This window comes from Flavobacterium sp. WC2430 (assembly GCF_040822075.1).
GTDB lineage: Bacteria > Bacteroidota > Bacteroidia > Flavobacteriales > Flavobacteriaceae > Flavobacterium.
Map to the genome: position 1 here is coordinate 2,567,076 of NZ_CP162007.1, position 24,384 is coordinate 2,591,459.

Annotated in this window: 24 protein-coding genes; 10 read left to right on the top strand and 14 right to left on the bottom strand. The window is 31.1% G+C overall.

What is annotated here, in order from left to right:
- Positions 1–3 precede the first annotated feature (3 nt).
- From AB3G36_RS11225 to AB3G36_RS11260, 8 genes are all read right to left on the bottom strand, one after another.
- On the bottom strand, positions 4–1,275 hold the full coding sequence (locus tag AB3G36_RS11225; protein WP_367752765.1) for a sterol desaturase family protein: 1,272 nt from the start codon (positions 1,273–1,275) through the stop codon (positions 4–6).
- Between the two features lie 98 nt (positions 1,276–1,373).
- A complete protein-coding gene (locus tag AB3G36_RS11230) occupies positions 1,374–1,649 on the bottom strand; it encodes an ATP-dependent Clp protease adaptor ClpS (RefSeq protein WP_367752767.1) in 276 nt (91 codons plus the stop codon).
- Between the two features lie 40 nt (positions 1,650–1,689).
- Positions 1,690–2,523, bottom strand: a complete 834-nt coding sequence (gene prmA, locus AB3G36_RS11235; RefSeq protein WP_367752769.1) for a 50S ribosomal protein L11 methyltransferase — start codon at positions 2,521–2,523, stop codon at positions 1,690–1,692.
- Positions 2,524–2,629: 106 nt separating this feature from the next.
- A complete protein-coding gene (tpiA, locus tag AB3G36_RS11240) occupies positions 2,630–3,382 on the bottom strand; it encodes a triose-phosphate isomerase (RefSeq protein ID WP_367752771.1) in 753 nt (250 codons plus the stop codon).
- A gap of 53 nt (positions 3,383–3,435) precedes the next feature.
- Complete coding sequence (locus tag AB3G36_RS11245; RefSeq protein ID WP_367752773.1) at positions 3,436–3,930, bottom strand: TlpA family protein disulfide reductase; 495 nt, start codon at positions 3,928–3,930, stop codon at positions 3,436–3,438.
- 197 nt (positions 3,931–4,127) lie between these two features.
- Complete coding sequence (locus tag AB3G36_RS11250; protein ID WP_367752775.1) at positions 4,128–4,583, bottom strand: hypothetical protein; 456 nt, start codon at positions 4,581–4,583, stop codon at positions 4,128–4,130.
- Between the two features lie 52 nt (positions 4,584–4,635).
- Entirely contained in the window at positions 4,636–5,736 is a 1,101-nt protein-coding gene (locus AB3G36_RS11255) for a BT_3928 family protein (RefSeq protein WP_367752777.1), read from the bottom strand.
- On the bottom strand, positions 5,736–6,281 hold the full coding sequence (locus AB3G36_RS11260; RefSeq protein ID WP_367752779.1) for a DUF1599 domain-containing protein: 546 nt from the start codon (positions 6,279–6,281) through the stop codon (positions 5,736–5,738). Before AB3G36_RS11260 ends, AB3G36_RS11255 begins: the two co-directional genes overlap by 1 nt.
- 148 nt (positions 6,282–6,429) lie before the next feature.
- Between AB3G36_RS11260 and folP the strand changes: the two genes are divergently transcribed.
- Together folP and AB3G36_RS11270 are read left to right on the top strand one after the other, a co-directional pair.
- On the top strand, positions 6,430–7,254 hold the full coding sequence (folP, locus tag AB3G36_RS11265; protein ID WP_367752781.1) for a dihydropteroate synthase: 825 nt from the start codon (positions 6,430–6,432) through the stop codon (positions 7,252–7,254).
- A 1-nt stretch (position 7,255) separates the two neighbouring features.
- Positions 7,256–7,885, top strand: a complete 630-nt coding sequence (locus AB3G36_RS11270; RefSeq protein WP_367752783.1) for a hypothetical protein — start codon at positions 7,256–7,258, stop codon at positions 7,883–7,885.
- A 38-nt stretch (positions 7,886–7,923) separates the two neighbouring features.
- On the opposite strand, the gene rlmH is transcribed toward AB3G36_RS11270, so the two are convergent.
- The 5 genes from rlmH to AB3G36_RS11295 all read right to left on the bottom strand — a co-directional run bounded on the left by rlmH (position 7,924) and on the right by AB3G36_RS11295 (position 13,590).
- Positions 7,924–8,397, bottom strand: coding sequence for a 23S rRNA (pseudouridine(1915)-N(3))-methyltransferase RlmH (gene rlmH / locus AB3G36_RS11275; protein ID WP_367752785.1), 474 nt, complete (start codon positions 8,395–8,397; stop codon positions 7,924–7,926).
- A gap of 48 nt (positions 8,398–8,445) precedes the next feature.
- On the bottom strand, positions 8,446–8,754 hold the full coding sequence (locus AB3G36_RS11280; protein ID WP_367752787.1) for an antibiotic biosynthesis monooxygenase: 309 nt from the start codon (positions 8,752–8,754) through the stop codon (positions 8,446–8,448).
- A gap of 7 nt (positions 8,755–8,761) precedes the next feature.
- Positions 8,762–10,183, bottom strand: a complete 1,422-nt coding sequence (locus AB3G36_RS11285; protein ID WP_367752789.1) for an adenosine deaminase — start codon at positions 10,181–10,183, stop codon at positions 8,762–8,764.
- Between the two features lie 219 nt (positions 10,184–10,402).
- Entirely contained in the window at positions 10,403–12,310 is a 1,908-nt protein-coding gene (locus AB3G36_RS11290) for a mechanosensitive ion channel family protein (RefSeq protein WP_367752791.1), read from the bottom strand.
- A gap of 29 nt (positions 12,311–12,339) precedes the next feature.
- A complete protein-coding gene (locus tag AB3G36_RS11295) occupies positions 12,340–13,590 on the bottom strand; it encodes a DUF2254 domain-containing protein (protein ID WP_367752793.1) in 1,251 nt (416 codons plus the stop codon).
- Positions 13,591–14,070: 480 nt separating this feature from the next.
- Here AB3G36_RS11295 and nadC point away from each other — a divergent pair, with 480 nt between their 5' ends.
- The 4 genes from nadC to priA all read left to right on the top strand — a co-directional run bounded on the left by nadC (position 14,071) and on the right by priA (position 18,971).
- Positions 14,071–14,928 carry a carboxylating nicotinate-nucleotide diphosphorylase gene (nadC, locus tag AB3G36_RS11300; protein ID WP_367752795.1) on the top strand — a complete coding sequence of 286 codons (858 nt, stop codon included), beginning with the start codon at positions 14,071–14,073 and terminating at the stop codon, positions 14,926–14,928.
- A gap of 50 nt (positions 14,929–14,978) precedes the next feature.
- The gene (locus AB3G36_RS11305) at positions 14,979–15,914 is read left to right on the top strand and encodes a YihY/virulence factor BrkB family protein (RefSeq protein WP_367752797.1); all 936 of its coding nucleotides are present in this window, start codon (positions 14,979–14,981) and stop codon (positions 15,912–15,914) included.
- A gap of 108 nt (positions 15,915–16,022) precedes the next feature.
- The gene (locus tag AB3G36_RS11310) at positions 16,023–16,451 is read left to right on the top strand and encodes a DUF2147 domain-containing protein (protein ID WP_367752799.1); all 429 of its coding nucleotides are present in this window, start codon (positions 16,023–16,025) and stop codon (positions 16,449–16,451) included.
- A 36-nt stretch (positions 16,452–16,487) separates the two neighbouring features.
- On the top strand, positions 16,488–18,971 hold the full coding sequence (priA, locus tag AB3G36_RS11315; protein WP_367752801.1) for a primosomal protein N': 2,484 nt from the start codon (positions 16,488–16,490) through the stop codon (positions 18,969–18,971).
- Positions 18,972–18,980: 9 nt separating this feature from the next.
- Here priA and AB3G36_RS11320 read toward each other — a convergent pair whose 3' ends face one another.
- Positions 18,981–19,676: a LytR/AlgR family response regulator transcription factor gene (locus AB3G36_RS11320; protein ID WP_367752803.1), complete on the bottom strand. Its 696-nt coding sequence runs from the start codon at positions 19,674–19,676 to the stop codon at positions 18,981–18,983.
- Between the two features lie 165 nt (positions 19,677–19,841).
- Here AB3G36_RS11320 and rpsF point away from each other — a divergent pair, with 165 nt between their 5' ends.
- From rpsF to AB3G36_RS11340, 4 genes are all read left to right on the top strand, one after another.
- Positions 19,842–20,183 (top strand): 30S ribosomal protein S6, encoded by a 342-nt coding sequence (gene rpsF / locus AB3G36_RS11325; RefSeq protein WP_072944700.1) that lies wholly within the window; start codon positions 19,842–19,844, stop codon positions 20,181–20,183.
- Between the two features lie 5 nt (positions 20,184–20,188).
- The gene (gene rpsR, locus AB3G36_RS11330) at positions 20,189–20,485 is read left to right on the top strand and encodes a 30S ribosomal protein S18 (RefSeq protein ID WP_066077030.1); all 297 of its coding nucleotides are present in this window, start codon (positions 20,189–20,191) and stop codon (positions 20,483–20,485) included.
- A gap of 66 nt (positions 20,486–20,551) precedes the next feature.
- Positions 20,552–20,989: a 50S ribosomal protein L9 gene (rplI, locus tag AB3G36_RS11335; protein ID WP_367752806.1), complete on the top strand. Its 438-nt coding sequence runs from the start codon at positions 20,552–20,554 to the stop codon at positions 20,987–20,989.
- A 99-nt stretch (positions 20,990–21,088) separates the two neighbouring features.
- Entirely contained in the window at positions 21,089–24,247 is a 3,159-nt protein-coding gene (locus AB3G36_RS11340) for a carboxypeptidase regulatory-like domain-containing protein (RefSeq protein WP_367752808.1), read from the top strand.
- Positions 24,248–24,384: the final 137 nt, after the last annotated feature.

Consider the following 24,384-nt stretch of genomic DNA (forward strand, 5'->3'; position numbering starts at 1 on the left):
AGTTTATAAGTTAACAGATACAGCACTTTTTATTTTGAAATCAAATAGCGTAAAATAAATTGCTATTCCCAATGAAAATAGGAGGTAAGTAATTATAATATAATTACCCATAGGTAAAATAGAATTTAGTCCAAACCAATCTCCAAAGTAAATTAAAATCCCAAGACCAAATAACAATCGGAAGGTTTCCCAATAGATTGAAAATCTATTTTTATCCATTAATTCCGTATAACTGAAAATAGTTATAAAAATAAAAAATCCATAAATGAAGATATTAGGCAATCCAATTTTTGCTATATTATTGAACAAATAACTGACCAGAAGTAACGTAATAAGTGCTTGAATAATAGACCACGTTATTAATTTGGTTGAATTTTCAGTTCCATATTTTTCAAAATTATAAACATCCGTTATTTTTTTTACTGGATATTTTTCTTCAAAATGCTCTGGTCGCCAGCCAGTGGGTTTAAACCAAATTGTCAATTTGTCTTTCCAGCTTTCGGTACGCCAAGCATCCATAATTAATAGTCCTAAATGTTGATAATTTATTCGAATAGGGTTCCAAGTTCCGGCTGGTCTAGTTATTCCAAAAACGGGTGGTACTTCGTCTAATTCTTCTTGAAAAGTACCAAACCATTTGTCCCAAATAATAAAAATTTGTGAATGATTTTTATCAAGATATTCTGGATTTATAGCGTGATGAACTCGATGATGTGATGGAGTTACAAGGACATGCTCTAAAAACCCCATTTTTTTAATATGTTTTGTGTGGTACCAAAATTGTAAAAATAGTTGAATAGGTAGTGTTATTGCAATTACTTTAGCAGGAACGCCCAGAAGTGCTGCTGGAATAAGTATAAAAGTAAATAGATTAATAAAACTGGAAACCGTTTGACGTAAAGCACAAGCTAGGTTAAACTCCTCACTACTATGATGTATAGTATGTTTATTCCAGAAAAAATTTACTTGATGTGACAATCGATGTGTCCAGTATCCATAAAAATCGATGACAATAAAAGCTACTAAATAGGTTGCAATAGTATTTTCAATATGATAAATAGCTATTTTTGAAACGATCCATTCATAAGAAATAAAAGTAATACTAAGTCCTAATACATCTTTAACTGCGTTTGTAATTCCGGAACTAATACTGGAAACACTGTCCATTAATGGAACATGATTCTCCCCTTTGTATAAATCATACATTTTTTCAATAATAATTAGTACCAAAAAAAGAGGCATCGCAATTATTAATATTTTACCATATTCTTCCATAAAAAAAACGTTCTATTTTATTCAAATATAGAATAAAATAGAACGTTTAATGAATTATCGTTAAATAAAAAGCTATTTAATTGCCTTATTGTTTGAAATCAAACAATTTCAGCACTTAATCCTGCTTCTAGTAATTGTGTACATTGTGGTTTCAATTTATCAATAGGTCCTGTTTTCACAGTACATTTCCCATTATAATGTACAATTAAAGAGCATTGTTCCGCTTGTTCAGGTGTATGTTCACAAACACGCATTAGAGTGTCGATTACATGGTCAAAAGTATTTACATCATCATTATACACGATAATTTCGTTGTTTAATGTAGGTGCTTCTTTTCGACTTACTTTTTCTCTTATTTTTTCTTTAGTACTCATTTTGTAGGTTTTTGTACTTTCGTTATTAATAAAACAGATACTAATTTACGTATTTTAATGAAACCCAGTTATTTCTTTCAAATTTTTTAACATAAGTTAACCCTTTTTCTATACATGAAGCATCTATAAAAGGGATGTCTTCCATGTAAAAACCGCTTAAAAGAAGGGTTCCTTTTGGATTTAGACAATCTACGTATGCTTGCATATCGTTCAACAAAATATTTCGATTGATATTGGCAATTATTAAATCATATTTTTTACCTTCCAATAAAGAAGCTTCACCTTCATAAACTGTAATGTGTTTGCAGTGGTTACGCTCTGCATTTTCAATAGAATTCAAGTAACACCAGTTATCGATATCTATTGCATCAATTGGTTGAGCTCCTTTCATTTCAGCAAGAATAGCTAAAATAGCAGTTCCACATCCCATATCTAGGGTTTTCATACCAGTAACGTCAATTTCTAATAAATGTTGAATCATCATATGTGTAGTTTCATGATGACCTGTACCAAAACTCATTTTTGGTTCAATTAAGATATCAAATTCAGCATCCGTTTTTGGGTGAAAAGGTGCACGTACATGACAGTTTCCTTCTACATCGATAGGTTCAAAATTCTTTTCCCATTCCTCGTTCCAGTTCACTTGATCTATTTCTTCAAAAGTGTAATCAATTTCAAATTCTTCCGATTTTAAAATATTGATGTTCTCCAGAATCATTTCATCCCATAAATCTTTTTGTACAAAAGCGGATATACCAGATTCAGTTTCAGTAAAACTTTCAAAAGCAGTTTCACCTAACTCTGCAATTAATATTTCTGAACCCAATTCTTTTGGTTCAATTGTAAAATGGTATCCTATATAAATATTTGACATGTTTAATTTTTTTGCAAAGGTAGTATTTCTCTTTTTATGGAATTATATAAAAATAAAAAAAGCGGTAAAATACATTTTACCGCTTTTTTAATATGTTAATTTTATTTTAGATTGCATTTACAATTGCAACAAAATCATCAGCTTTTAATGCAGCACCACCAATAAGACCACCGTCTACATCTGGTTTAGAGAAAATTTCTTTTGCATTTTCTGGTTTAACGCTACCTCCATAAAGGATTGAAACATCTTCAGCAATATCACTTCCGAAAGCTTTGCGAACCGTTTCTCTGATGAATTCATGCATTTCTTGTGCTTGTTCTGGTGAAGCAGTTTCTCCAGTTCCTATTGCCCATACTGGCTCATAAGCTAAAACAACATGTTCCCAATCTTTTGCTTCGATTTGGAACAATCCATCTCTTAGTTGGTTTTCAACAATGTTGAAATGGTTTTGAGATTGACGATCTTTCAATTCTTCTCCAAAACAGAAAATAACCATCATGTCATGCTCCAAAGCAGTATTTACTTTACTTGCAATTAAAGCATCCGTTTCATTGAAAATAGCTCTACGCTCAGAGTGTCCAAGTATAACGATATCTACACCAACACTTTTTAACATATCTGCTGAAATTTCACCTGTAAAAGCGCCACTTTCTGCTTGATGTACATTTTGTGCAGCAACGTCGATATTAGTAAACTGTAAATGATCAACTGCTGAAGCTAGGTTTACGAATGTAGGAGCTACAATAACTTTAGCATCTGTATCAGTAGGTATTTTAGCAATTAATTCATTCAATAAATCTTCTGTTTGCTCTGCATTTTTATGCATTTTCCAGTTTCCTGCAACTATCTTTTTTCTCATTTTAGTTTGTATTATATTTCAATATTTGTTTTTAGTTCTTTATTGTGTAACGTTTATTTTAATTTAGCTAATGTGGCATTGATTTTATCAAAATCAGTTTCAATTGCTCTGTATAAAACTATTTTTCCTGTTTTGTCAAGGATAATATATCTTGGAATCCAATCTAAATCAATAGCTTTTCCAAAAACACCTTTCATTTGATCATTTGCCATATAATGATCCCCTTTAAGTTCATGTTTTTCAATTCCTGCGATCCATTTATCAGCTGTTTTGTCCATTGAAATGAATACGTAGGCTACATCAGGATTTTTGGCTTGTAATTCTTTTATTTTTGGCATTGCTTTTACACAGTCACCACACCAGGAAGCCCAAATTTCAATAACTACCGTTTTTCCTTCCGCTTTTTTGATTATATCTTGAAAAGCTACTTGGGTTCCTTCTGGAGTTAATAATGTTTCAGATAATGCTTCTTTTGTAAATTCCGTTTTTTGTGCATTTGAACATGAAAATGTAGCGAATGCAACGAATAGAGCCAGTATTTTTTTCATTAAATAAAAATTTTAGTAAAGTTAAACAAACAATTGGAAAGTAATATATAGAATATCATTTTTTGAAAATAGAATTTGATATTACAAAAACAATATCGATATAGTTAGTAAAAATAACAAAATAGATACAAAACGATTGAAAAAAGCCACGATGATTTGAGTTCATACGTGGCTTATTCGTTTTTTTTCAGAATTAGTTACGGAACAAAAATTTTATAAATTCCTGTATTTTGATTGAATTCAAAATCAGAATTCTTTATGGCAACTTCATTAAATTCGGTGTAACTACAACCATCACTTATTCTGGATGCATCTACATATAAACTAAAAAGTGCTTTTTCTTGTATAGTAATAGAATAATTTATTTTTTCTGTTTTCCAACCAATAGTATGGATACTGATGATGTTTTGTCCGTTTTCCGCAATAAAAGTAAAAGGCACTTTGCTATTGTTTGATAAGTCAATTATTGTAATTTGATTGGATTGATACGTTCCATTTGTGAATAGATTTTCTCCTGAAGTTTTATTTACAATTTCAAAATTAAAAGCACTTGGAGGAGTGAAACATAATTTTCGATTTGATTCTAATTGATTGGTACATCCTACAAATACAACCATTAAGACTAGCAATAAAATTTTAAATAAATTTTTCATAAATTATTTTTTTAAAGAATCAAATTAATAGCAATTTGTAAAACCTATATTATTACAACTTTAAATCTTTAATATCATTATAATGCACTTTTTGTTTGATAGTTCCTTTTTCAAGAATTACAATACTAGGATTTGCTCTTTCAATTGTTTTTAAGGCTATAGCGTCACATGTATAAAAGTCAAATTGAAGTCCGTATTTTTTCTTTGCTTTAGCAATTTCTTCTAAAGAGGAGTTCGTCATCCCTATTACTTTATATCCTTTAGCAGTAGCTTCTTGATTTAACTTTTCTAGTTTTACCATACCACCTTCTTCAGCTGTAGTTAAATCATAAGTAACAATCATCAATAATTTAGGTTCTTGTAACAATTCTTCTTTATAGTCTGAATCGTCTTTCATCATCGTAAAATCATGAATAGGAGGAACGTAACCTTCAGTGATGACTTTGTCTTTTCTATCAACAAATTCAGCTCCTTCAGGCAGATTCATCAAATCATTTTCTGAGAATTCTTTGTCAACACCATTCACTTTGTATATAAAAGTCATTTGCACAACGGATTTTGGAGCACCTTCCGGAATTTCCATTCCTTTTTCAATATTGTTTCCTACTTTGTAAGGTCGGAAATCAATAATAGGCAAGTGATTTAGTACCCAAACCGCCATCAGCATGCATAAAAGAATACTTGCATAAGCAATAATGTTTTGTATGCTATTTTGAAATAAAGGTTTGACTAGTCGTTTGTTGACGAATAAAATTATGATAAAAAACAATAAAACAATATCCTTAGTAAATGATTGCCATGGAGTTAAGTGTAGGGCGTCACCAAAACAACCACAATCCTTCACCACATCATAATAAGCAGAATAAAAAGTTAAAAAGGTAAAGAAAACAATCATAAGAAGTAAGCTCCAAATTGTAAATTTAGATTTATATCCAATGAGTAACATGACACCCAAAACCACTTCTACAATTACTAGAAACAAGGCCAAACCTAATGCAAATGGCACTAAAAAAGGCATGTTAAATACAGGTTCACTAAAATATTCGGCTAATTTATAAGAGAAACCTACAGGGTCATTTAGTTTTATTAATCCTGAAATAATAAATAGTAATCCTACGAAAATTCTAGAGAATTGAGTAATTAAGTTTTTCATTATTTTCCTTTAAAATTCATTAATATAAGTGCAAAAATCGAATAGTTAATCATATCTTGATAATTGGCATCAATTCCTTCAGATACGATGGTTTTCCCTTTATTATCTTCTATTTGTTTTACTCGAAGTAATTTTTGTAAAATTAAATCGGTCAAAGAACTTACTCTCATTTCACGCCAAGCTTCACCGTAGTCATGATTTTTGGCTTCCATTAATTCTTTGGTTAATTTAATTTGGGCATCATATAATTCGGTAGCTTTTTCAACATTCAAATCAGGTTGGTCGACTACGCCCAATTCTAATTGAATTAATGCCATTATCGAATAGTTGATAATTCCTATGAATTCACCGGTTTCATCTTCGTCGACTTTACGGATTTCATTTTCTTGTAAACTTCTAATTCTTTGTGCTTTGATGAAAATTTGATCGGTTAATGATGGCAGTCTTAATATGCGCCAAGCACTTCCATAATCTTTCATTTTATTGATAAATAGTGATCGACAAATTGCGACTATGTTATCATATTCTTGAGAAGTATTCTTCATTATTGATGTATATTTGTCTAAAATTTTCTCAAAAATAGGGATAAAATTTAAAAAAAATTAGCGTTTAAAGTTTAAAGTTGCAGGAATGCATCCGTTTTATTGGTCAAGATCATTAAACTTTAAACTAGAAACTTTAAATAAAGAAGTAATGACAATAAATTGTAAAGGGCAACTGATTGATTTAGCGCATCCAAAAGTGATGGGAATTTTAAATGTAACGCCTAACTCTTTTTTTGACGGAGGAAAGTACAATGATGAAAATGAAATACTTTCTCAGGTTAAGAAAATGCTAAATGAGGGGGCTACTTTTATAGATATTGGCGCCTATTCTAGTAAGCCTAATGCGGAGTTTGTTACTGAAGAAGAGGAAATTGCCCGAATTGTTCCTGTCATTCAATTAATTTTAAAACAGTATCCGGAAACGTTACTTTCTATTGATACTTTTAGAGCTGGAGTTGCAAAGGCTTCTCTAGAAAATGGTGCGGCACTTATTAATGATATTGCCGCAGGCAACCTAGATGAAAAAATGTTTGAAGTTGTAGCAGAGTATAATGTTCCTTACATCATGATGCAAATGAGAGGTACACCTAAAACGATGCAAACCATGACAAGTTATGATGATATTGTCAAAGAAATGCTTTTTTATTTTTCTGAAAAAATTGCCAAAGCTAGAAGTTTTGGAATTAATGATTTAATTATTGATCCAGGTTTTGGTTTTGCTAAAACATTGGAGCAAAATTATGAGGTGATGAAAAAAATGGAATTATTTCAAATGTTAGATTTGCCATTATTGGTAGGGATTTCTAGAAAATCTATGATTTATAAAGTATTAGGAACAACTGCTAATGAAGCTTTAAATGGAACCACTTTTCTAAATACAATTGGACTGACAAAAGGGGCAAATATATTGAGAGTTCATGACGTAAAAGAGGCGGTTGAGTGTGTGAAATTATATGAAAAATTGAATTTTTAATATGAAATATTTAAGCCTGATTGTTGTGTTTTTATTTCTTTCGTGTGGAAACAAAGAGGATATCTTATTGCCGAAATCGAATGTTACGATCGTAAAGGATGTGCAAGATCATTCACCTATTTATATCTTTTTTAGAACTAAAGATAAAGACACTCTAGCCGAGGTCAATAGAAAAAACAGTATTATCACAACCAATTGGATTCTGAATATAGACAAGCGTTTGCCTTTGCGAATCGTGATTCCAGAGGTTATTAAACTACAAGACAAAAAGCGCAAAGAAAAAGCACATAAAAATGAAAAAGCCGAAAATTATTATTCCTACGCCGATAGCATTGGTAAGAATATGGCTTTTATTCCTTTTACTAATGTGTATTATAAAATAACTAAGCCTTTGAATGGAGGTTTAATATTGAATTTTAAAAAGCAATCAGATTCTATCTTAATTGATAATCTTATAATGAAAACAAATGAAGTTGTAGATTATATACATAGTATTAATTACGCAGTAAATCCAAAAATTATTTTAGTTTTCGATAAAAACATGAGTTTTGAAGAATATTTACAAATTAAGATTTTGATAAAAGAATTAGACACTTTTAATAAAGAAGTGCCCCAAGAATTCATCTACTAAACTTCAAACTTTAAACAAAGAAAACTTGAAACTAAAAACTACTGATGATGATACGGTTCATTTCTTAAAATCGTAAACCCACGGTATAATTGTTCGATAAAAAACAGGCGCACCATTTGATGTGAAAAAGTCATTAACGAAAGCGAGATTTTACCTTTTGCAGAAGCATAAACGGTATCCGAAAAACCGTAAGGACCTCCAATAACAAAAACTAATGTTTTTACACCTGAATTCATTTTCTTTTGCAATTCCTCTGAAAAACCCACACTAGAGAAGTTTTTTCCATTTTCATCCAATAAAATAAGTTGGTCTGTTGGTGCAATTTTGGACAAAATTAATTCCCCTTCTTTTTCTTTCTGTTGGCTTTCCGATAAATTTTTTACATTCTTGATATCCGGAATAATATCTAAATCAAACTTGATGTAAAAAGACAAACGTTTCGTGTAATCGTCAATTAAAGATTGTAGTGCTTTGTTATCGGTTTTGCCAATGGCGATGAGTTTGATGTTCATTTTTGATTTTTTACAGGATTACAAAAGTAATCAATCAATATTTTTGAGTTATACTAATTTAATTTTTTCTAAAATGACTTCATAATGTTCCACTATAGGGAAAGGATCATAATAATGATGTAGTAGCTTTTTCCATTCTAAATATTGTTCAGATTGTCTAAAAGCAATAGTATGGTCTTCTAGTTTCTCCCAATCTACCAGTAGTAAATATTTATTTTCTTGTTCGATACATTTTCTTAAGCTGTGTCCAAGATAGCCATCTATTGAACTAATGTATTGACCTGCAACTTTGAAATCATGTTCAAACTGTTTTTCTTTTCCTTTTTTTACATAAAGAATTGCCGTTTCTAAAATCATATTTTATTTAATTAGAATGAAAATTAGCTTCAAAGGTTTTAAATCGTAAATCTAAGTCTGATATTAATTGTTTTTTTAATTGCTCGTCTTTTATAAAACTATAATAGATACTGTTATATACATATTGTTTGATATTGACATACGAAACTTGCTTGTAACGTTTGGCAAGTAACACATATTGTTCCGTCATATTTGTTCTTAAGATTCCAGCATCGTCAGTACTGATTACAATAGGAACGCCAAATTCTTTGTATAAAGTTATTGGATGGCGACCATCTTTTACTTTTAAAATAAATTCATTGCTCACTAGATTAATTTCGATGGCAATATTGTTTTTTGCCATGAATTTCAATAGGTCATACGATTTTTCTTCATAGGCCATATCTACACCATGACCTATGCGGTAGGCTCCCGCTGTATATACAGCATCTCGAATATGCCAAGTTAAATCTTCAGGTTGAACTAATCCTAAGGTAAGTTCACCTGCATGCATGGAGTATTTTACTGTTGGGAATTGAGAATGACAATACTTAAACATCACCATGTGCAACCAATAATCTTTCATTGCTGTTTCGCCATCTTCAGGTGAAACGATATTTACACCTGCCATTAGCGAACTCGTATCAGCTGAAATGAAAGCAACTACTAAATTTTTAAAAAGGTCAACGGGTTCCATAAAGCGCAATACAAAGTTTTGGTAACGCATGGTGAAACGATCATCGTCAATTTTAAGATCATTATGCAATTTAGCGACAAAATTGGTGTTGAAATCTTCGGCATAAACGGTAGCATCTCTTTGCAATAGCGTGCCATAAATGGAATCGAGAAGTTGTGTAACTCCTGCTTCATCTCTATTTATAGCCAGTGCTCTTAATTTAGCATTAAAATCAGTTAGATCATCCGTGTTTATATTGGAAGGAATAGTTGAAAGTTGGGTTTCAATATAACTTACATTTTCAGTAATAGCTCTATTTTTTAGTTCTAATAATCCTTGTCCAAAATTACCTACTATTGCGGGACTAAATTTACCGAAAGATTCAAAAAATAATTTATCAGAAGGGTAGTCAACATGATTGTAGTCCTTCACGGACCATTTTTCCATTATTTTTTGTTTGTAGCTATTCAATTCTCCGCGACTTTTTAGTGTAGAAAAAAGTTCCCAGTTTCCAGTTGTAGGCTTTTCTTTTAGAACTTCCATAGTTGCTGTATTTAAGTAAAAATCAGCTGATATGGCATCTTCTAATAAGGGTTCGGCATAAATTGAGCCACTATAATGGTGATGTAAATCCCCACCTTTTGGCATCTGAGAAAAGAAAGCGGTCAATGCGGCTTCATTGTTTCTAATTTTTTCGAAGTATTGATTTACTGAAGATTGTGAATATCCAATATTAAGTATAACTGAAAAAATTAATGTATATAATAACTTCATAGCGTTTTTTTAAGATATAACCTTGATTTATGTGTTAACAAACTAGAAACTCATTGTTTTTAGTTTACTTTTTTTGTTCAAAATTGAGACAAATATAAGTTATAAATAGAATAAAAAAAACCGCTGATAAATACATGTTAGCAGTACATTTTGTTTTATTAAAAGAATAAAACAAAATGTTTCTAGCTGTTTTAAAGTTTAAAAATTTAAAATGAAACGTTAAATAGTGTTGTCTTTTTTAAAATTCACATTAAAAGTAGGTGTTTTATAATTTTTATCCAAATAGTTTTCTGGAATTGTGGTTTTATTCCCGTCTCTTGCTGCACGATAATGTGGAGACATAATTTCAATGTTTCTTTCATTGCAAACATCTTGAATGTTTTGGTGCAAATTAGAATAGATAACTGCTTGTTTATTAGGTTCTTTTATGTATGCATTGATTTCATACGAGACATAAAAATCATCTAAACTAGTTTGTAATACAAAAGGTTTTGGTTCTTGTAATACGAACTCTGTTTTAGAGGCAGCATCTATTAAAGCTTGATGCATCTCTTTCCAGGGTACATCATAACCGATGGTAACAGTCGAGTGGATAATCAACCCTTTTTCGGGAGCATCACTACTGTAATTTATAGTATGACTACTCATTACAGTTGAGTTTGGAATAGAAATAATTTCATTTTTTATGGTTCTAATTCGGGTTACCAACAATGATTTTTCGATAATATCCCCCACGACTTCGCCAATTTTAACTCGGTCTCCAATTTTAAATAATCGCATATAAGTAAGGATTAAACCAGCAATGATATTCGAAAGCGATCCTGCTGAACCAAAAGTAAATAAGAAACCTAGAAAAACGGAAACCCCTTGAAAAACGGGAGAATCACTACCAGGCAAGTACGGGAAAATTACCACTACCATAAAAGCAAAAACGATTACTCGTACAATTTGATACGTAGGGTTTGCCCAATCGGCATAAAAACCAGGTAGTTCTAAATTTCCTTTTTCGATTTCATTTTTTAGAAAATGAATTCCTTTTAAAACATATCTAAATACAAAAATGATAACTAGTATAGTAATTAAATTAGGAAGATAATTCCAAAAACCTAAAGCTATTTTTTTAAGAGGATTTAGTATATAACCAAAAAGCGTAGCTGCGAAATCTTTTGTCCAAGGAAAAATTCCAAAAAGTATAGGTAAAGCAATATAAACTAATAATAAGATGAGAACCCATTTTAAAGTGGTGTTAACGTTCAGTAAAGCATTTACTTGCTGTTTAGCATCAAATAGAGTGAAGTTTCGGATCTTAATTCCTTGAATGCGTTTGTTTTCTTCGTGTTCTATTTTTTGTGCAGTCCAGCGAAAAAACCTTCTTAAATTTGATATTAAAAAAAACATTATTGCTAAAACTAAAAGTGCCAATCCAATTTCTTTTGCTAAAGTCGACACACTAGTTTCACTTTTATACAGAGCTAAAGCTTTCTTGATAATGTCTTGATATTTTTTTGCCAATTCTAATTTGGTACTGTTATTCCAAATCGCATCATTTTCAGAAACGCTAATAATAATACCTTCTTTATATACTAGATCTATAGTGGTTTCGGCATCAACAATTTTTATGGAGTCACCCTTAAATCGAAATTGATCAGAGAGATTTTTAATTCGGACACTTATGGCATCTGCTCTGTCTTTTGCCGAAAAACTTCCCAATTTACTATAAATAGTGAATAAGGTATCGTTGAAAAATCCAGTTACTGGGTATCCTTTTGCGGTTAAGCGCAAAGAATCAATTTGAGCTTTTTTTTCGGCAAGCCTTTTATATTCTTTCGTATTTAATACTTCTAATTCTTTTTGTAGCGCTTCTTTTTTTAAATTATCGGTTGTTTTTAATGATAAAAGCTGTGTCTCTAATTCTGATTTTTTAATGGAATCACTAACACGCTGTCCTTCAATTATTGCCAGTTTTTCATTGAAATTTTTAATTATGGAAGTGTTTAACGAATCATTCTTTTTATTGATACTATCTTGTTGTGCTACTGTTTTTTGAGCAAAAAGAACCACAAAAAAACTTAGAATAAGAGTTTTTACGGTGATGGATAGTGCTATTTTTTTTTTAGATCGAAACATAAAATAATTTGATTGGAAAGTTATGACTTTTATACAAATAAACAGTTTTCTTTTAAAAGTAGTATATCAGCTTCAAGTTTCATTTCCATTTTTGCTCTTTCAAATGCTTGTTTAGAATTATAAAAACTAGATTTTTGAATCGCTGTATTGCTATTTTTAGAAAGAATTTGAAAACATTTTTGGAGTCTGATCATTACTTCAATGTTTGATGCACCATCGCGGGCTATAGGTCTAAACGCATCTTCAAATAAATCGGATAGTTCTAATTGAGGAACAGCAATACGATCAAAAAGGTCTTCTTTAACTGGAATTGTTTCTTTAACGGAATTCCATAAGGAGAACAGTCTAATGTGGCTACTTATGATTTGAATTGCCGTTCCTGGATCATTGACAGCAGGTGAAAGAGCTCGACTAGCAATCTCAGTTAAGGTGATTAAACCAAAACGGGGGTCTTGGTCAAAATAACGCATATTACCAACCGTAAATGCATTTTTTATAGCATTATAGTCTATTTTTTCCTCTTTGTTTTTTAAAGCAATAAATAACAGGGGCTGATCTATGGAAACGAGTTTTCCAGGGATCGCATTTATAGTAAAAACGGCGTCCATCTTTTTGGCTATTTTTTGCAATTCAGACATGTTAATTTGTTGAATGTAGCCTGTTAGATTGCTATACAAGGCTTCCCCTTTATTTTTTGAAGGATGGACTGCAATTCCATTTAGAGTAGGTGATACTAAGCGATTTTGAATGGCATTTGTAGTTGCGTCTTCAACTAATTGAATTGTATGTCCCATTCTGCCCAATTTAGATATTCGCTCTACCCATCGTAAGAAAGTTAGAATTACTAAACTAAAAAATAAGAGTGTAAAAATAAATAGTGTGAAATAACCTGCTCTGCCGTAATAACCATTTTTAAGCGCTACTAGAGCAACAATGCTAAATATAAAAGAGCCAATAAAAACAGATAATGCATTCTGAGAAACATCATCTGCGATAATTAATTTAAAAGAGCGGGGTGTAGCAGTATTGCTTGCTGCAGCAAATGCGGATATCATTGATCCTACAGTAAAAATGGCAATCACAAGCATGCTTGCTGAAATTATATTGAGTAACTCAGATAGTGATTCGGTTTTAATATCCGGAACAATTTCATGTAGTCTTGTACTATCGGCAATTTGAGCAATTAAAGCAGCTAAAATCGAAACTAAACAAAAAATTAAGGGTCTGAACCATAATTTTTCTTTTGTACGTTGCATGACAAAGAGGACGTTTTCTTTCATAAATATAGCTTTGGGACTAAATTAACACCTTTTTATTTAAATAGCTAAAAATTGTAACGCGTTGTATTTACTTAAAACGCCTAATCCTTTTGTAGTTTTGAGTATTAGTTTGACTTTCAAGCTTTACTGACACCAATTTTTTAATTAACAAGTTTACTGTAATCGTACCTAGCGTTTATGAGATCTATTTCATCTTTGATAGAAATTAGAAGAGTACTAACTTATTAAAAAGAAATGGAGCGCGTAGGTTATTCTAGTTTCATTTTAAAGAAAAATAGTCTAATGTAAATTCAAACATTATTTTAGGTTTAATGAATTTAAATCCTACTGCCACCACGTTGCTCTATTAAAGTACTTATTTTTAATGATTTGTTAAAATGATAGTACAGAAGTTGTAATTTATTAGAAAAGGGTTTTATAACAAGTTTTTCAATCCACAAAAAAACTACTACATTAGCAGTAAATATAATTTTTTAAAAAATGATTAGTGAAGCACAATTTCAAGACGAGTTACAAATACTAATATCTAATGCTATCCGCGAAGATGTAGGGGATGGTGACCATAGTTCATTGGCTTGTATTCCAGTAGAAGCACAAGGTAATGCAAAACTTTTAGTTAAAGACAATGGGATCATAGCTGGAGTTGCATTTGCGAAAATGATTTTTAATTATGTTGATCCAAACATGAAAGTTGATACTTTTATTGAAGATGGTGCTCCTGTCAAATATGGAGACATAGTTTTTCATGTTTCAGGAAGTTCACAATCTATTTTAAAGGCAGAACGAATGGTATTAAATTCGATGCAAAGAATGTCTGCGATAGCTACTAAGACAAATAGTTACGTAAAATTGTTAGATGGAACCAATACAAAAATACTAGACACTCGTAAAACAACACCTGGTTTTCGCGTAGCCGAAAAATGGGCTGTAAAAATAGGAGGTGGAGAGAATCATCGTTTTGCTCTGTATGATATGATTATGCTTAAGGACAATCATATTGATTTTGCAGGTGGAATTACTTTAGCAATAGCCAAAACAAAAGAGTATCTTAAGAAAGAGAACCGTGATTTGAAAATTATAGTGGAGGCCAGAAATATAGAGGAAGTAAAAGAAATATTGGACTGTAAAGGGGTGTATAGAATTCTACTAGATAACTTTGATTATGAAACAACTAGAAAAGCGGTAACTTTGATAGGAGATTCCTGTCTAACAGAATCCTCGGGAAATATTAATGAAGATACGATTCGTAGTTATGCACAATGTGGTGTTGATTATATTTCATCAGGAGCATTAACTCATTCTATTTATAACATGGATTTAAGTTTAAAAGCGATTTAAATAGAATTGCAACTAATAAAAGAACTTAATTTTAAAGTGATTTATATTTAATGTCAGCAGAAATAGAAGAAAGTATTCAAAGAATACCAGTACTTAGGGATTTAGCCAGCTATCTAAAAAAGGTAAAATTACCTTGGCTAGAAGGATTGACGCTTTATGACTTATTAGAGCTGTATGGAATTGGTATTGCCGAAGGAGCTTTGTCTAATCGTGCAGGTTCTATTGCGTTTAGTTTTTTTATGGCCTTATTTCCTTTTACATTATTTATTTTAAATCTTATTCCTTATATTCCTATTGAAGGATTTCAAGAAGATTTTTTGAAATTTGTTTCTGAAGGAGTTCCTCCAAATACCTATTATGCAATTGCTAATATTATTGATGATATTCTTCACAACAGTCATTCAGGATTGCTGTCATGGGGTTTTTTATTGTCTATTTTATTGATGGCAAATGGATTGAATGCTATTTTAGGAGGTTTTGAAAATTCTCGTCATGTATTAGTGAAAAGAGGTTTTTTTCAACAGTATTTTGTAGCAGTGGGTATGTCAGTATTACTGTCTATTTTATTGATTCTTACCGTTGCAATAATTGTTGTTTTTGAGTTTTTTATTCAAAAACTGAACGCACATCAAGTCTTAAATGATCAGATTCCATTGATAGTTATGGGTAGATATGGCTTTTTAATTCTAATGATTTTAATTACAACTTCTATCTTGTTTAAGTTTGGAACAAAACACGATAAAACAAGGGCGTTTATATCAATAGGCTCCGTTTTTACCACTATATTAACGATAATTATTTCTTATTTTTTCGGAATTTGGGTAATACGGTTTTCACAATACAACCAGCTTTATGGATCAATAGGAACCTTGTTAATTGTAATGTTTTATATTTGGATTAACTGTATGATATTATTACTAGGTTTCGAATTGAATGCAGCAATAAGTAAATTAAAAAAGAAAAATGAAATTAATAAAACAGCATAAATAATTTAGCTAATTTTATAGTACGGGTAATTAAAGATATGTTTGTATATTGCTTTATATCTGTTGTTTATAGGTTAATTACCATTTATTTTATTAAAAAATAAAATCATGAAAAATACAATTACAATTATAGTACTGTTTATCACTACAGTTTTTTATGCTCAAAATCATAGTGTTACGGGTAAATGGAAAACAATAGATGATGAAACGGGTGAAGCCAAATCAATTATAGAAATTTACGAAAAATCAGGAAAGGTTTATGGTAAAGTAATCGATATTCTAGATAAAGAACATAGAAAAGATCTTTGTCATGACTGTGGTGGAGAGGATGCTAATAAACCGATTATTGGCATGACTATCTTAAAAGGACTGTTGAAAGATGGTAATGAATATAATTCGGGGAAAATTATGGACCCAAAAAATGGAAAAGTTTATAAATGTTACATTGTTTTAGAGAGTAATGATAAACTTAAAATTCGGGGTTACATTGGATTTGCATTATTAGGAAGAACACAATACTGGTATAGAGTTAAGTAGTTTTTCTTTTTTTTAATCATACAACATCTTTATTGAATGCTTTTTTTTGTCGAAGTTATTTTACCGCTTTCTCTTGCTAAAACCTTTACGTATTGCGTTTCGGAATCAGAGTATCATTATATCAAAAAAGGAATGCGTGTCGCTGTTCCTTTTGGTAAAAACAAAATATATACAGCTCTGATTATTGATAAACATCAAGAGAAGCCAACTCTTTATGAGGCGAAAGAAATACATCAAATCCTTGATGAAAACCCTATAGTTACTGAAATACAAATTGCGCATTGGCAATGGATTGCTGCTTATTATATGTGCGCTATTGGTGATGTATATCGTGGTGCTATGCCTAGCGCTCTATTATTAGAAAGCGAAACTGTAATTTCCCAAAGAACAACTGATTTTATTGATGAAAGTTTGCTTTCTGATGAAGAGTACTTAATTTTCCAAGCATTACAATTGCAATCGTCGCTTAAAATAAATGATATTGTAGCCATTTTAAATAAGAAGAATATCTTTCCTGTTATCCAAAAATTAATTGACAATGGAGTTATCGTACTTCAAGAAGAAATGCTGGAAAACTATAAGCCAAAATTAGTTCGATATATTCGGTTGAAATCCAAATATGAATCTAATAATGGGCTAGGGGAACTGTTAGAAAAGCTTAAAAATGCAAATAAACAAAAACAAATTGTCCTCACTTATTTTCAATTACTTGCAACTGAAAAGACACCAAGCAATGCTGAAGAGAGCGTAGCTAAACCAATTACGGTGAAGAAATTAGTAGATGCTTCCAATTCTACTTCTGCAATTATAAAAGCATTGATTGACAAAGAAATATTTGAAGATTATTATTTGCAAGAAGACAGAGTGAGTTTTTTAGGGAATGGTAAGGAGGATCAGTTGCAATTGAGCGAAATTCAACAAAAAGGTTTTGATGAAATTACAGCATCTTTTAATAAAAAAGAGGTGTGTCTTTTGCATGGTGTAACTTCAAGTGGTAAAACAGAAATTTATATAAAATTGATTGAAGAGTATCTTCTTTCAGAAAAACAAGTTTTGTATTTGTTACCAGAGATCGCGCTTACCACACAATTAGTAAGTAGACTGAGTGCTCATTTTGGAAATAAAGTGGCTGTTTTTCATTCGAAATATAATAATAACGAACGTATTGAGGTTTGGAATCAAGTATTGCAAAATTCAGAAAAAGCACAGATAGTGATAGGAGCGAGATCGGCATTATTCTTGCCTTTTCTTAATTTAGGGTTCATCATTGTAGATGAAGAACATGAGCAAACTTTTAAGCAAATGGATCCTGCTCCTAGGTATCATGCGCGTGATGCTGCAATTGTTTTAGCCAATTTTCATAAAGCTAAAGTTTTGTTGGGTTCAGCAACACCAAGTATCGAAACCTATTTTAATGCGAAGTCAGAAAAGTATGGATTAGTTGGAATCACAAAACGATATGGGAATGTCATGATGCCTGATATTGAACTGGTTGATTTAAAAGATAAATATTTTAGAAAACGAATGAATGGACATTTTAGCGATGTCTTAATTGAAAGTATAACTAATGCCGTATCGATTGGGGAGCAGGTAATATTGTTTCAAAATAGAAGAGGATATTCCCCTTTATTAGAATGTTTGACTTGCGGCCATGTGCCACAATGCCAGCAATGTGATGTGAGTTTAACGTATCACAAGCATAAAAATCAATTGCGTTGTCACTATTGTGGGTATTCTATCGCAAAACCTACACATTGTCATAGTTGTTCTAGTGTTCATTTGACCACTAAAGGTTTTGGAACAGAGCAAATTCAGCAAGAATTGACGATTTTATTTCCCGATTATAAAATCGGGAGAATGGATCAGGATACTACGAGAGGAAAATTTGGTTTCGAAAAAATTATTGATAGTTTTAAAAATAGGGAAGTAGATATTTTGGTAGGGACACAAATGTTGGCCAAAGGATTGGACTTTGACAATGTAAGTTTAGTTGGAATCATGAACGCAGATAATATGTTGTATCATCCAGATTTTAGAGCCTTTGAAAGAAGTTTTCAAATGATGATGCAGGTTTCAGGGAGATCAGGACGATCTGGTAAGCAAGGAAAAGTAATTATTCAAACTTATAATCCGGATCATAATACCATACAGCAAGTTACTAAGAATGATTATATAGGGATGTATAATGAGCAATTGTATGACAGGCAAATTTATAAATATCCACCTTATTTTAGAATTATAAAAGTCACCTTAAAACATCGTGATTTTGATAAATTAAAAGAAGGTGCAATGTGGTTGTATCAAGTTATAAGTCAAAATTTGAATGTACCTGTACTTGGACCAGAAGAGCCAGCGATAAACAGAATTAGGAATGAGTATATCAGAACTATAATTATTAAAATTCCACAAAACTCGTCTATAGTAAACACAAAAAAAACTATTCAAAAGATGTTGAATAGTTTTGATGCAGTTGCTCAATACAGAGCTATAAAAGTTATGATAAATGTAGATTTTTATTAAAAGTAGTTTTTATGCAAATGATAAGGCTTTTACTAGATCTTCTTTTTTGTTTCTACTCAAAGGTATTTTAGTAACGCCAATTTCAGCAAACTTACTATTGAAACGTTCTACCTTATCAATATTAATAATATATGACTTATGTACTCTTACAAATTTCTTTTTAGAAAGATCATTCTCGAAAGATTTCATTGTAGAAAGAACTAAATTACTATCATCTTCAGTAACGACTCTTACATAATCACCAAAAGCTTCAATCCATTTTATTTTAGCAGTGAAAACTTTTAGTTTTTTTAAATTACTTTTAATGAATATGTGTTCACCTTCTTCTTCTTTAATATCCTTTTTATATAGATGTACATCTACAGCTCTCTTAACAGAAGCGTTGAAACGATCTATTGCAATAGGTTTTTGAAGATAGTCGGTAGCATCATAATCAAAAGCTTTCATAGCGTATTCCGCTTTGGAAGTAATGAAAATGATTTGTGGTTTAATTTTTAATCCATCCAAAAAATCAAAACCACTTATAACAGGCATTTCAATATCAAGAAATATTAGGTCTACATTATGTATAGACATACAACTTCTTGCCTCAATAGCATTAGAAAAGTCTCCTATTAAGTGTAAGTTTGGATGATTATTGACTAACTTTGCGATGATCATTCTTTGTATAGAACTATCATCGACAACGACACAGTTTAGTTTCATAATTTCATAATTTAAGATTTGGAATAGTAAATATAATTTAAAATTTTAAAATATTTATACTTTATCTTGTTTTTTTTACCTTTTAACGATTAAATAGAAAAAACATTAGGTTATTCAGAAATAAAGACTACTTTTGCACCCAAAATAACAAATAAATATATATTTATGAATCATTATGAAACTGTTTTCATTTTAAATCCCGTTTTATCTGATGTTCAGGTAAAGGAAACAGTAAGCAAATTTGAAGATTTTCTTACTAGTAGAGGAGCAGAAATGGTATCTAAAGAAGACTGGGGTCTTAAAAAGATGGCTTACGAAATCCAAAACAAGAAAAGTGGTTTTTACCATTTGTTCGAATTTAAAGTATCAGGTGAAGTTCTTATTGCTTTTGAAACTGAATTTAGACGTGACGAAAGAGTTATGCGTTTCTTAACTGTAAGTCTTGACAAACATGCTATCTCTTGGGCTGAAAGAAGAAGAGCAAAACTTAAATCTCAAAAAGCTTAATTATCATGGCAACATTACAACAATCTGCTTCAGGAAAAAAAGACGGGGATATCAGATATCTTACACCTTTAAACATAGAAACTAACAAACAAAAGAAATACTGTCGTTTCAAAAAATCAGGTATTAAATATATCGATTATAAAGATGCTGATTTCTTATTGAAATTCGTAAACGAACAAGGAAAAATTCTTCCTCGTCGTTTAACAGGAACTTCATTAAAATACCAAAGAAAAGTGTCAGTTGCTGTTAAAAGAGCACGTCACTTAGCTTTAATGCCATACGTGGCTGATTTACTTAAATAATATTAAAAATAAAGTTTGTTGTCCCGATAACTATCGGGACTAACTTCTATAATAAAGGACAACAACATGGAATTGATTTTAAAACAAGACGTTCAAAATTTAGGTTTTAAAGATGATGTGGTAACGGTAAAAAATGGTTACGGTCGTAACTTTTTAATTCCTCAAGGTCACGCACAATTAGCAACTGCTTCTGCAAAGAAAGTATTGGCTGAAAACCTAAAACAAAGAGCACATAAAGAAGCTAAAGTAGTAGCAGATGCAAATGCATTAGCTGAAACTATTAAAGCTATCGAAATTAAAATTACTGCTAAAGCAGGTGGAGAAAAATTATTTGGTTCAATCACGAATATTGACATCGCTGAAGCTTTATCAAGAGGTGGTCAAGTAATTGACAGAAAATTCATCACTAGCGGTATCGTTAAACGTACTGGTAAATACACTGCAAGTGTTCGTTTACATAGAGATGTAATTGTTGAATTACCTTATGAAATTATCGCAGAATAATAACAGTTTGTTAACTGTTTGTTAATAAAATGTAAAAATCACTCTTCGGAGTGATTTTTTTTTGTCTAATTTTGCGATAAATAACGCAAAATATAACAAATGAAAAAAATTATTACTTTTTTGGTTCTGGTTTTTGGTCTGCATTCCATGATAGCCCAAACTACTACGTCGAGTATAAAGGGAACTGTAAAAAGTTCTGAAACAGAGTCGCTTCCAGGAGCAACTGTGCTTGCAATTCATATTCCAACAGGATCTAAGTATTCTTCATTGTCAAATGAAGATGGAAGATATAATATGTTGAATATGAGAGTGGGAGGCCCTTACAAAGTTATTGTTACTTTTATTGGTTTTCAAACTCAGGAATTTAATGATATTTTCTTGGAATTGGGAAAACCATTTAATTTAAATGTTCTTCTGAAAGATGAAAGTCAGCAACTAAATGAAGTTAAAATTACAGGATCTAAGAACAAAGTTTTTCAAAGTGGAAAAACTGGTGCTGAAACTACCATTGGTAGAAGAGAATTGTCGGCCTTGCCTACGATTTCTAGATCAGCTGATGATTTTACTCGTTTAGAGCCTTCTGCAAGTGGTGGTTCTTTTGGTGGGAGAAATAACAAATACAACAATTACTCTTTGAATGGTGCCGTGTTTAATAATCCTTTTGGTTTAGACGCTGCTACTCCAGGAGGGCAAACAGGTTCTCAACCAATATCTCTTGATGCAATTGATCAAATTCAAGTGGCTACGGCACCATATGATGTAACATTATCTGGATTTACAGGTGCTTCTGTAAATGCCGTTACCAAGTCAGGAACGAATGAATTTCATGGAACAGCTTATGCTTTCTATAGAAATCAAGATTTAACGGGTAATAAAATAAAAGGAGAAAAAATATTTGTTCCTTCATTGGAGCAAACTCAAGCTGGTTTTAGCATTGGTGGACCAATTGTTAAAAACAAATTATTTTTCTTTGCAAATTATGAAATAGATCAAAGAAGTGATTTAGGTTCTAATTTTGTTGCTAACGATGGAAATGGAACTACAGATGTAAATGAGTCTAGAGTGCTAGCAACTGATTTAATGCATGTTTCTACAGAGTTGGGTAAATTAGGTTATGATACTGGTGCTTATCAAGGTTTTACTCATAATTCTAATTCAAATAAAGGAATTATCAAGTTTGATTGGAATATTAATGACAATCATAAATTAGCATTTATCTATAATTTTTTAGATGCATCTAAAGACAAGCCTGCACACCCTACTGCAATTTTACGTAGAGGACCTGATGCTAATACATTGCAATTTCAAAATTCAGGGTATCAAATAAATAATCAAATTAGTTCTTTTTTGGTTGAATTGAATTCAAAATTCAGTGAAACAGTTTCTAATAAACTACAAGCGGGTTATACGCATTTCAATGACTTTAGAGATCCGTTTTCTGCTCCAGCTCCTGTAATTAATATAACAAAAGATGGTTCTCCATATATTATTGCTGGACATGAACCATTTTCTATTAACAATAAATTGGATCAAAAAGTAATTCAAATTACAAACAATTTAAATATTGTAAAGGGTAATCATATTTTTACAGCTGGTTTCTCTTTTGAAAAATTCAGTTTTAAAAACTCTTTTAACCTTAAAGGATATGGTTTTGATGTGTTTGGCAGTACTGATATGGCTGGTTTTGATGCTAACATTGCAAGTGGGTATTACGCGTCTGCAATTGCTGAGGCGCAAGCAACCTACGATACAAAAAATAAACTTCCTGATGGTTCAAATGGTGGTTGGAATTTAGCAGAACTGAATGTAGGTCAATTGGCTTTTTATGCTCAAGATGAATGGAATATTAATGACAACTTCAAATTGATTTACGGTTTAAGAGCTGATAAGCCTTTATACTTTAATACTTCAAAATTAATTCAAAAATTTATTGACACAGATAATTCAGAAGGATATGTTCCAAATATTGAATATTACAATCCAAATGACGGTAGTGTTAAGAAATTTGATTCAACAAAATTACCTGGAAATGCTTTATTGTGGTCTCCTAGATTAGGTTTTAATTGGGATGTGAATGGAGATAAAACGACACAGTTAAGAGGAGGTACTGGTATTTTTACTGGTAAACTACCATTTGTGTGGATAGGTAATCAAGTAGGTGGTACTGATCCATTTTTCTATGAAGTGGTTGATGAAAACTTTAAATTCCCTCAAGTTTGGAGAACAAGCATAGGAGTTGATCATAAATTTGAGAATAACTTTATTGTTACAGTTGATATGTCATACAATAAAGATATAAATGGAGTACACATTCAAAACTGGGGATTGAAAAAACCAACTAGTACTTTAGCAGGTGCTGATAACAGAGCTATATACGGCGATTCTGATTATGGTGTTTGGACTGATTATGGTTTTCCAGCAAGAACTAATGGATATGTATTAACAAATACAAATAAAGGAAGTGCTTTTAATACGTCAGTAAAAGTTCAAAAAACATTTGACAATGGTTTATTTGCTAGTTTGGCATATAACTATTTAAAATCAAAAGATGTGAACTCGATTGAAGCAGAAATTACAGGTGATGCTTTTTCATTTAATCCAGCTTTAGGAAATGTGAATGATGCTGTTTTAGCAAATTCTAAATATGGAGATACACACCGTTTTATTGGAGTGGCTTCTAAAGTATGGAAATACGGTAATGACAAGTGGGCAACTACAGTTTCTACATTTTTTGAATATGCTCAAGGTGGACGTTTTAACTATACTTACGGAGGAGATATCAATAATGATGGAGCATCTGGAAATGATTTAATTTATATTCCAACTACTGCTCAAATTAGTACAATGATTTTCTCTGGGGCTGGACAAGGTGTGGCTTTTGATAAATTCATCAGTCAAGATAGTTATTTAAGCGGAAGAAGAGGTCAGTATGCAGAACGCTATGGTGCTTTGTCTCCATGGAGAGGAAAATGGGATCTTAAATTAATGCAAGATTATAACTTTAAACCTTCTTCTAGTTCTAACAAAACGAATACAATTCAACTTAGTTTAGACGTGTTGAACTTAGGAAATTTAATTAATTCTGACTGGGGATTAGTTCAAGTTCCAACAAGTGTGCAGCCAATAGGTGTTTCTGTTGATCCAACAACAAAAATTCCAACATATACATTTAGTGGTACTCAAACTAAAACATTCAATTATGACGCTAGTTTGTTGTCTAGATGGCAAGCTCAATTTGGAATTAGATATATTTTCTAAATTTAAATAAATAATAAATTTGAAAAGCGTTCCTGCAAAGGAGCGCTTTTTTATTTTATACGATTAAATGAGATTTTATTCTTAGATAAATTTGTTTTTATAGTATTGATTAGATGGTGTTTTAAAAAAAAAATATT

What these genes read in the sequence shown, in the direction of transcription:
- AB3G36_RS11225 (WP_367752765.1), bottom strand. Translation starts at nt 1,275, where the DNA reads ATGGAAGAATATGGTAAAATATTAATAATTGCGATGCCTCTTTTTTTG.
- AB3G36_RS11230 (WP_367752767.1), bottom strand. Translation starts at nt 1,649, where the DNA reads ATGAGTACTAAAGAAAAAATAAGAGAAAAAGTAAGTCGAAAAGAAGCA.
- prmA (WP_367752769.1), bottom strand. Translation starts at nt 2,523, where the DNA reads ATGTCAAATATTTATATAGGATACCATTTTACAATTGAACCAAAAGAA.
- tpiA (WP_367752771.1), bottom strand. Translation starts at nt 3,382, where the DNA reads ATGAGAAAAAAGATAGTTGCAGGAAACTGGAAAATGCATAAAAATGCA.
- AB3G36_RS11245 (WP_367752773.1), bottom strand. Translation starts at nt 3,930, where the DNA reads ATGAAAAAAATACTGGCTCTATTCGTTGCATTCGCTACATTTTCATGT.
- AB3G36_RS11250 (WP_367752775.1), bottom strand. Translation starts at nt 4,583, where the DNA reads ATGAAAAATTTATTTAAAATTTTATTGCTAGTCTTAATGGTTGTATTT.
- AB3G36_RS11255 (WP_367752777.1), bottom strand. Translation starts at nt 5,736, where the DNA reads ATGAAAAACTTAATTACTCAATTCTCTAGAATTTTCGTAGGATTACTA.
- AB3G36_RS11260 (WP_367752779.1), bottom strand. Translation starts at nt 6,281, where the DNA reads ATGAAGAATACTTCTCAAGAATATGATAACATAGTCGCAATTTGTCGA.
- folP (WP_367752781.1), top strand. Translation starts at nt 6,430, where the DNA reads ATGACAATAAATTGTAAAGGGCAACTGATTGATTTAGCGCATCCAAAA.
- AB3G36_RS11270 (WP_367752783.1), top strand. Translation starts at nt 7,256, where the DNA reads ATGAAATATTTAAGCCTGATTGTTGTGTTTTTATTTCTTTCGTGTGGA.
- rlmH (WP_367752785.1), bottom strand. Translation starts at nt 8,397, where the DNA reads ATGAACATCAAACTCATCGCCATTGGCAAAACCGATAACAAAGCACTA.
- AB3G36_RS11280 (WP_367752787.1), bottom strand. Translation starts at nt 8,754, where the DNA reads ATGATTTTAGAAACGGCAATTCTTTATGTAAAAAAAGGAAAAGAAAAA.
- AB3G36_RS11285 (WP_367752789.1), bottom strand. Translation starts at nt 10,183, where the DNA reads ATGAAGTTATTATATACATTAATTTTTTCAGTTATACTTAATATTGGA.
- AB3G36_RS11290 (WP_367752791.1), bottom strand. Translation starts at nt 12,310, where the DNA reads ATGTTTCGATCTAAAAAAAAAATAGCACTATCCATCACCGTAAAAACT.
- AB3G36_RS11295 (WP_367752793.1), bottom strand. Translation starts at nt 13,590, where the DNA reads ATGAAAGAAAACGTCCTCTTTGTCATGCAACGTACAAAAGAAAAATTA.
- nadC (WP_367752795.1), top strand. Translation starts at nt 14,071, where the DNA reads ATGATTAGTGAAGCACAATTTCAAGACGAGTTACAAATACTAATATCT.
- AB3G36_RS11305 (WP_367752797.1), top strand. Translation starts at nt 14,979, where the DNA reads ATGTCAGCAGAAATAGAAGAAAGTATTCAAAGAATACCAGTACTTAGG.
- AB3G36_RS11310 (WP_367752799.1), top strand. Translation starts at nt 16,023, where the DNA reads ATGAAAAATACAATTACAATTATAGTACTGTTTATCACTACAGTTTTT.
- priA (WP_367752801.1), top strand. Translation starts at nt 16,488, where the DNA reads ATGCTTTTTTTTGTCGAAGTTATTTTACCGCTTTCTCTTGCTAAAACC.
- AB3G36_RS11320 (WP_367752803.1), bottom strand. Translation starts at nt 19,676, where the DNA reads ATGAAACTAAACTGTGTCGTTGTCGATGATAGTTCTATACAAAGAATG.
- rpsF (WP_072944700.1), top strand. Translation starts at nt 19,842, where the DNA reads ATGAATCATTATGAAACTGTTTTCATTTTAAATCCCGTTTTATCTGAT.
- rpsR (WP_066077030.1), top strand. Translation starts at nt 20,189, where the DNA reads ATGGCAACATTACAACAATCTGCTTCAGGAAAAAAAGACGGGGATATC.
- rplI (WP_367752806.1), top strand. Translation starts at nt 20,552, where the DNA reads ATGGAATTGATTTTAAAACAAGACGTTCAAAATTTAGGTTTTAAAGAT.
- AB3G36_RS11340 (WP_367752808.1), top strand. Translation starts at nt 21,089, where the DNA reads ATGAAAAAAATTATTACTTTTTTGGTTCTGGTTTTTGGTCTGCATTCC.